The organism is Desulfovibrio sp., assembly GCF_018379785.1.
Lineage (GTDB): Bacteria > Desulfobacterota > Desulfovibrionia > Desulfovibrionales > Desulfovibrionaceae > Desulfovibrio.
This window is the reverse complement of sequence record NZ_JAGZUV010000104.1, coordinates 1-6,636: the sequence shown is the minus strand read 5'-3', so window position 1 is coordinate 6,636 and position 6,636 is coordinate 1. Positions and strand designations below refer to the sequence as shown.

The following is a 6,636-nucleotide window of genomic DNA, read 5'->3' as shown; positions in this document are numbered from 1 at the left end:
AATTGCCACGCGCTATGATCGGTGTGCCCACACTTTCTTCTCCGCCATTTGCATCGCAGCTATTGTCATTTTTTACCTTTAATGAGTCCTGAGCCTAGGGCAAGACAGGGCGCAAGCTCTGCCCGAAGCCGAACGGCAAGACAACGCCCGACTTATCTTCGCCCTCGGACCGGCCAAGAAACGCCGCCTGCGCTCCGTGGTGCGCTACCGCCGCATGGGCCTGGGCAAGCAGGCCATTGCCAAGCTGCTGGATTGCGACGGTCGCGATGTCTCCCGCCTGCTCAAGGCCGCCGACGCCTTGGGCTGGTTGTCTCCTGCCTCCGCAGCCCTCGCTGGCCCGGTGCAGGGCAACCTGCTGGAGGTGGCCCATGCATAGCCCCGACGCCAATCCCTGCGACCTGCTCACGGCGGCCGCCGCGCGCATCCGCTGGCAGCAGCGCCTGCTTTGCTCCCTGCCCGCCGGGGCGGGCGTGGATATGAACAGCCAAGATGCCAACGGCCTCTACTTCACCTTTGAGGACATCTACCAGAACATAACCGATGCTGTGCAACTTCTGGAATCCCAGGAAAAAGCCGCCGCCTGATCCGCAAGCCCCTTGCCCCGGCAAGGGGCTTTTCGTATCCTAACGGAAAACACATATAAGGAGCCGCATCCATGAAACAACTGTTCACCTGTCTGTTGCTTCTCCTGCTGGTCACGCCCGCGTGGGCTGCGGAACAAGATGATTCCGATGAGGAAGTTTTTATAAATAATGTTGTCGCCATTGTCCTTGATGAGGATATGGACAGCAAGGAACTTGAAAAAAGCATCAAAGATATATTACTGCGCGTCAGGAAGAATGATTTTTTAGGCAATGCGGCGGTAAATGCAAAAATTTACAACATGTCATCCATTGATCTTGGCGAAGTGTACGGTAAAAAAGACTACCCGGCCTTTGAAAAATACCGGGATGAACTCTTTAACCTGAACAGCGCGCTTTATGCTCTCATTGCTACGGAAGCCTTTGCCGCCCAAGGCATCAATGCGCCGGAAGCCAAGGCATGGCTCCGCAAATGCAAAGACGCCCAGCAGCGCTATGCCAAGGTGAAATTGCCCCCCCGGCGGGATGATGGCTTTACGCACCTGGAAAGCGCGGCCAGATACTATTACATACTCTCCCGTGAACGCGACGCGGCAAAAATTCTGCGCACGCAAGGCGTTCTGGAAGTCCACCGAAAATATGTGGACGGCATACTGGAGAAAGTTACCGTGCTTGAGTAGCGTAAACACAAAGACGCGTCCCACCAACCGCTGAACTCCGCCAGCCTTTCCTAAGGCCCGTGCCGCCACTACTGTGGCGGTGCGGGCCTTCTCTTTTCCGGCTCCGCAAGGAGAATGTATGGCAATCAAAGAATATGTGGGCGCTGTCGTCCTGGAAGTGGATGGGCGCGAGGTGGAGTGCAGCAGTTTTTCCGTCACGGAAAACACGGGCCGCCAGCCCGTGAAAACCATGAACCGCAGCCGCCGCATCGCGGGCTATTCCACGGGCGTGGCCACTTTTGAAATCTCGGCCTCCGTGCCCATCCCCGTGGACGGCGAGGAACTGGACTGGTTCAACGCCTTTGACGTGAAAATGGTCATCTATCCCATATCCGGCAACGGCAAACGCACGGCCTACACCGGCTGCGTGGTGCAGGAGGTGTCCCCGGCCTATGAGTCCGAGGGCGAGGCCAAGAGGGACATCAAACTTTTTGCCGTGGACCGAGTGGAGGAATAAACCATGCTGACTGAAAAAGGCTCTTTTTTGTATGGCGTCGAGGTGAACGGCATCTGGCACAAAGATTTTGAGATGCGTCTGCCCACACTGGAAGACGTGGAATGCGCGCTGGAAAGCGCCCAGGCCGAAGCCGGAGCCGAAGTCAGTCCGGCCCGGATCAGCCGTTACAAATGGGCATCCTGCCTTATCCGCCTGGGCGATCTGGATGCCACGGCCATTACCCCGGAACTGTTGGCCAGGCTTGCCAGCACTGAGTATGGCGTCCTCTCTGCCGTCGAGGAATCCCTGTTAAAAAAGCTCGCCGCCGCCAGCGCACAGCCCGCCCCCTCCGCGTAGTGGAGGCCGCGCTGGTGCGGCAGGGCTTCGCGCTGGCGGAAATCCGCGCCATGTCCGTGGATGAGGCCGAAGCCTTTGTGGAAATCCTGTACCCCCAGGCCCAGCGTGGGGGCATGCCCCGTGTGCAAAGCCTGCGCCAGAACTGGCGAAAATGGAAGCGCCCATGAGCGATCTCCAAGTACAAGCCGAACTCAAGCTCAAAGACAATCTGAGCAAGCCCGCCGGTACGGCGCTGGACTCCTTGGGTAAAAACGCCAAAAAAGCGGGCGACGCCGTGGATGCCGTGGGGCGGGCGGACTCCGTCAAACGCGTGGCCCGTGACGCCACTGAAGCCGCCCGTGGCATGGACGCCGTGGCCCGTGGCGCGCGGGAGGCGCAATCCGGCTTGCGGGGCGCGGAGCGAGGCGCGACGGGCCTTGCCCGCGCCATGCATGGGGTGGGCAGGGGCCTGCGGGACGCCGTGGGGCAAATGCAAAAGCTGCGTTCCGGCCTGGGTAAAGGCTGGCAGGCCGCCGCAGCCGTGGGCGCGAGCGGCATGGCCGCCAAAGCGACCATCCAGCGCCCTGTGGATAAGGAGCAACAACTTCTTTACGGCGCCACAGTGGCTTTTGGCGAGCGCAAGGACGCTGCCTCCATCCGTGCGGGGGTAACGGAATTGCGGGCCTTGGACGCCGCAGCCGTCAAATACGGCGGCGGCACCAATGACAGCGCCATGGAAACGCGCGGCATGCTCTTTGGCCAGGGCATTGACTTTGAAACGACGAAAACCATTCTGCCCGGAATTCAACGCACGGCCACAGCCACCAATTCATCCGGGGCGGACCTTGCCCAGACCGTGGCTGCTGGCCTCAAAGCCCGGCAATTCTCTAAAGAGGACGCGGAAGAAATTCTGGGTATGATGGCTAACGCGGGCAGCGCGGGCAGTTTTGAAACCAAGGACATGGGCCAATATCTGCCCGGCATCTTCGCCAGCGCGCCTGATATCCGGCAGCGGCAGTTGCGCGATGCCCGCAATCTGGACGCCACAGCCCATACTGACGCGGACAGTGACCTTTACATCCGTGCCAGCGCCACGGCCTCGGCCTCCGAGGGGCTCTATGCCTATCAGGCGTGGCAGACCCGCCAGCTCATACCGGACACCTCTGATCCCGAATATCTTGAGCAGCATTGCGCCTTGCGCGGCATCACCCGCAAGCCAGCCACCCGCGCCACGGGCACGTTGACTTTTGCGGGCCGCGCCGGGGCCGTGGTCCCGGCAGGCATACAGGCCAAAGACACCGATGAGGTGGCATACCGCAGCACGGAGGCCGTGACCCTCGCCGGAGATGACAACGCCGCCACGGCTGTAGCCGCCTGCGAAGCCGTACAGGCCGGGGAATTACCAGCCCTGGACGCCGCGCCCGTGACGCTGATTGCCGCGCCGGACGGCGTGCAATCCCGTGCGCTGCTGACCCTGGTGGGCGGCACCAACGCGGAAACGGACGCGTCCCTGCTGTCCCGCCTGCTGGATTATATGAGAAACCCGCCATCCGGCGGCACGGCGGCCGACTACCGCCGCTGGGCGCGGGAGGTGCCCGGCGTGGCCGACGCGCAAGTCTATCCCCTGCGCCAGGGGCCGGGCACGGTTGACGTGGTGATAACGGGCGCGGACGGCATCCCCGGCGCTGACGTGGTGCAAGCCTGCCAAGGGCACATAGACGCGGAGAGCCCCTTGGGCGCACATGCGGCAGTTTATGCGCCCGTGTTGCTGTCTGTGGATATGACCGTTGTCCTGCGCGTCAGCGGCACGGCCACGCTGCAAAGCCTGCGCGGCCCGGTGACGGACGCTTTGCTGGCGCAATTCGCCGCGCTCCGGCCCGGTGATCCGCTGATCCTGGCCCGCTGCATTGCCGCTGTCTCCGGCCTGGAGGGCGTGGCGGACGTGGCCATCCGCGAGCCAGCCGCCAATCCGGCCCCGACAGCCCTGCAATGGTGCCGTCTTGGTGAACTGACCCTGGAGGCCCTCTAGATGCCGCACCGTGATCTGCTGGCGGCCTTGCTGCCGCCCGTCTCCTACGACGCCAACGCTCCGCTTGTGGACCTCTCGCTGACCATGGAGGGGCGGGAACTGGACCGAGTTCAGGCGGACGGCGCGGCGGTACTGGGCGCATTGCGTCCATGGGTCTGGCAGCAATGGCTTCCGGACTGGGAGCGTGTTTACGGCCTGCCCGGCCCCTGCGCCAAGGGAGGGCAGCTCTTGCAGGAGCGCATCGCCCTGCTGGCCGTGGCCTTTTTGGAGCGCGGCGGCATCTCCCGCGCGTGGCTCAAACGCTACGCCGCTTTGGCCGGTTATGACGTTGAAATTCAGGAATTCCGCGAGTTCAGGGCCGGGCATAGTGCGGCGGGCGATGCCCTGACCAATGGCGGCTGGATTTTCGCCTTTCTGGTTGTGGCGGAGGGCGATGTCTCCCGCACGTTCAAATCCGGGCAAAGCGTTGCGGGCGAAGCTCTGCGCACTTGGGGTGATCCTATTCTGGAATGCATCATAAACTGGCGTAAGCCCGCGCACACCATAGGACTTGTGAGTTATAAGGAGGAGATCAGTGCATAGAATCGACAGCAGTACCGCCACACCGGACAATCGTTTCACCGAAGGCGATCCTATGATTCCCGTCCCCGCCACCACTGTGACGGCGGGTTGGCTTAACAGCGTTCAGGAAGAGATGGTTAGAGTCATTACGGAGGCAGGCCTGGAGTTGGACAAAACTGATACATCCCAGCTCTGGCAGGCCATCGTCAAAATCATCGGCGTCGAAGTGCCCCTGGCCGAGGTGGGCACGCCCGGCATCATGAGCCCGGACGGTAAAACCTGCACGGTGGATGCGAGGGGCGTGTTGTCCGTCCTGCTGGCTACGGCGGCCCGTGCGGGACTCGTCAAACCCGATGGCGTGACCATCACCATCGAGGCCGACGGCACGATTTCGGCAGTGCAACCGACCATGAAAAAATACGACCTCTGCGAATTCTACTACTTCCGCCACCCGACCCTGAAGCCCGGCTTCCAGCCCGCGCAAGGGGGATTGTTGGCGAATGCGGCCACGCTTTACCCCGAGGCTTGGGCTTACCTGCAAACCACCGAAGGGAAAAAGCTGTGCAAGACCGAGGCGCAATGGCAGGCCCTGACCACGGCGACGTGGGCCACCCTGGCCGACGGCACAAAGGTTGGTTGGAACGGTATTGGCGGCGCGCCGTTTTACGCGCCGAACACCGCCACCGGCGCGTTGCGCCTGCCGGACCTGCGCGGCATGTACGCCGAAGCGGCCGGATTCGACTCTCTCAGCGTGGGAGGCGCGCAGGGCGACCAGGGGCGCAAAGTATATGGCGCTATTGACGCAACTGGACACAGTTTTGCTTGGTCGGACCGTAATATTACCGGGGCGTTCGCACTGCGGGAGAGACCTGGTGCTAGCGGTGGCAACGTGTTTAATGCTCATAGTTCAAACTATTTCGTGGATTTTGACTCTGCCCGCATCCAACCCGTCGGCTCCGCCAACGCCCCTCGTAGATGGGGAGCCCTCGCGTGCTGCTATCTCGGCACCCCTGCATCATGATGTGGGTTGGCCCAGGTATGCACAGGCCAGCGCGCCCCAGGCGCGGGGCTGTACCTTGTTGGCGACGGGCACCACGCGAGAAGCATCAAACGCTATATGTATATAGTTATTTCGCGCCCCTACCGCGCTCGTAGCCCACATACTATCTCCAGGAGATTGCTCACCCCATCGCAATGCCCCAATCCATGTCCCTAACTGGCTATCTGTCATGGGGCGCACGTCATGCAGTTGTCCCCATATGTTGCGTCCCGCATCCCCATGCGCGTCTCCCACGCCGGGAGCAGGTCAAAAAGGAAAAATAATGAAACATAATGAGCCTGCTCTTTTTGACAAGATGCGCGCTTTGGCGAACGAAGGGCACCCTCGAGCTGAAGCTCTCCGCCAGCGGGCTGACGAATTCGAGAAGGCAGTAGCAGAGAAATCCAGTGTGCGACAACTGTTGGGCGCTTGGACACGCGCGCGCCGACTTTGGTGCGAATGTACTGGTGATCCCCTGATATAAAGGAGTTTTTAAGAATGGCTAAATGTTACCAATATACGGCAGACGGCTATTTCGCAGGAGAGACTGAGGATTACGGCCTGCTTCCTAACAACTCCACGCGCACGGCCCCCACAATCGTTGAGGGGAAAATCCCGCGCTGGACGGGGAAAAAATGGGAACAGGTTGAAGATCACAAAGGCAAGAGCGGATATGTCAACGGCCAGCCGCACGAAATTAAAGAATATGGGCCTCTGCCGAAAGGTTGGAGCGATACGCCACCAGAGCCGACGCCGGAAGAAGCCCGTACTCGTATGGTCGCGATTGATGCAGAAATACGCGAACTGGAACAAAAGGCCCTACGCCCCATGTCGGCTATCCAACTCGGGACTGATGAGCCGTATGACCATGAACGGCGTGACGAGATCATGGCGCAAATCATCGACCTGCGCTGTGAACGGCAAATGCTGGAAGC

The 6,636-nt window shown here is 61.1% G+C and carries 9 protein-coding genes and 2 pseudogenes; all 11 read left to right on the top strand.

The window, feature by feature from the left end:
* Positions 1–82, top strand: a pseudogene (locus tag KH208_RS14845) (IS5/IS1182 family transposase); the annotation flags it as partial.
* 132 nt (positions 83–214) lie between these two features.
* Positions 215–376, top strand: a complete 162-nt coding sequence (locus KH208_RS14840) for a hypothetical protein (RefSeq protein ID WP_291437592.1) — start codon at positions 215–217, stop codon at positions 374–376.
* On the top strand, positions 369–584 hold the full coding sequence (locus KH208_RS14835; RefSeq protein ID WP_291437590.1) for a hypothetical protein: 216 nt from the start codon (positions 369–371) through the stop codon (positions 582–584). Before KH208_RS14840 ends, KH208_RS14835 begins: the two co-directional genes overlap by 8 nt.
* 71 nt (positions 585–655) lie before the next feature.
* Positions 656–1,261, top strand: coding sequence for a hypothetical protein (locus KH208_RS14830; protein WP_291437588.1), 606 nt, complete (start codon positions 656–658; stop codon positions 1,259–1,261).
* Positions 1,262–1,379: 118 nt separating this feature from the next.
* Positions 1,380–1,757 (top strand): hypothetical protein, encoded by a 378-nt coding sequence (locus KH208_RS14825; protein WP_062252821.1) that lies wholly within the window; start codon positions 1,380–1,382, stop codon positions 1,755–1,757.
* A 3-nt stretch (positions 1,758–1,760) separates the two neighbouring features.
* The gene (locus KH208_RS14820; protein ID WP_291437585.1) at positions 1,761–2,093 is read left to right on the top strand and encodes a hypothetical protein; all 333 of its coding nucleotides are present in this window, start codon (positions 1,761–1,763) and stop codon (positions 2,091–2,093) included.
* Between the two features lie 14 nt (positions 2,094–2,107).
* A complete protein-coding gene (locus KH208_RS14815) occupies positions 2,108–2,260 on the top strand; it encodes a hypothetical protein (RefSeq protein WP_291437583.1) in 153 nt (50 codons plus the stop codon).
* On the top strand, positions 2,257–4,101 hold the full coding sequence (locus KH208_RS14810) for a baseplate J/gp47 family protein (RefSeq protein ID WP_291437581.1): 1,845 nt from the start codon (positions 2,257–2,259) through the stop codon (positions 4,099–4,101). Before KH208_RS14815 ends, KH208_RS14810 begins: the two co-directional genes overlap by 4 nt.
* The gene (locus tag KH208_RS14805) at positions 4,102–4,683 is read left to right on the top strand and encodes a putative phage tail protein (RefSeq protein WP_291437580.1); all 582 of its coding nucleotides are present in this window, start codon (positions 4,102–4,104) and stop codon (positions 4,681–4,683) included. It abuts the gene before it with no gap.
* A complete protein-coding gene (locus KH208_RS14800) occupies positions 4,676–5,683 on the top strand; it encodes a hypothetical protein (RefSeq protein ID WP_291437578.1) in 1,008 nt (335 codons plus the stop codon). Before KH208_RS14805 ends, KH208_RS14800 begins: the two co-directional genes overlap by 8 nt.
* Positions 5,684–6,199: 516 nt before the next feature.
* Positions 6,200–6,636: pseudogene (locus KH208_RS14795) on the top strand (hypothetical protein); the annotation flags it as partial.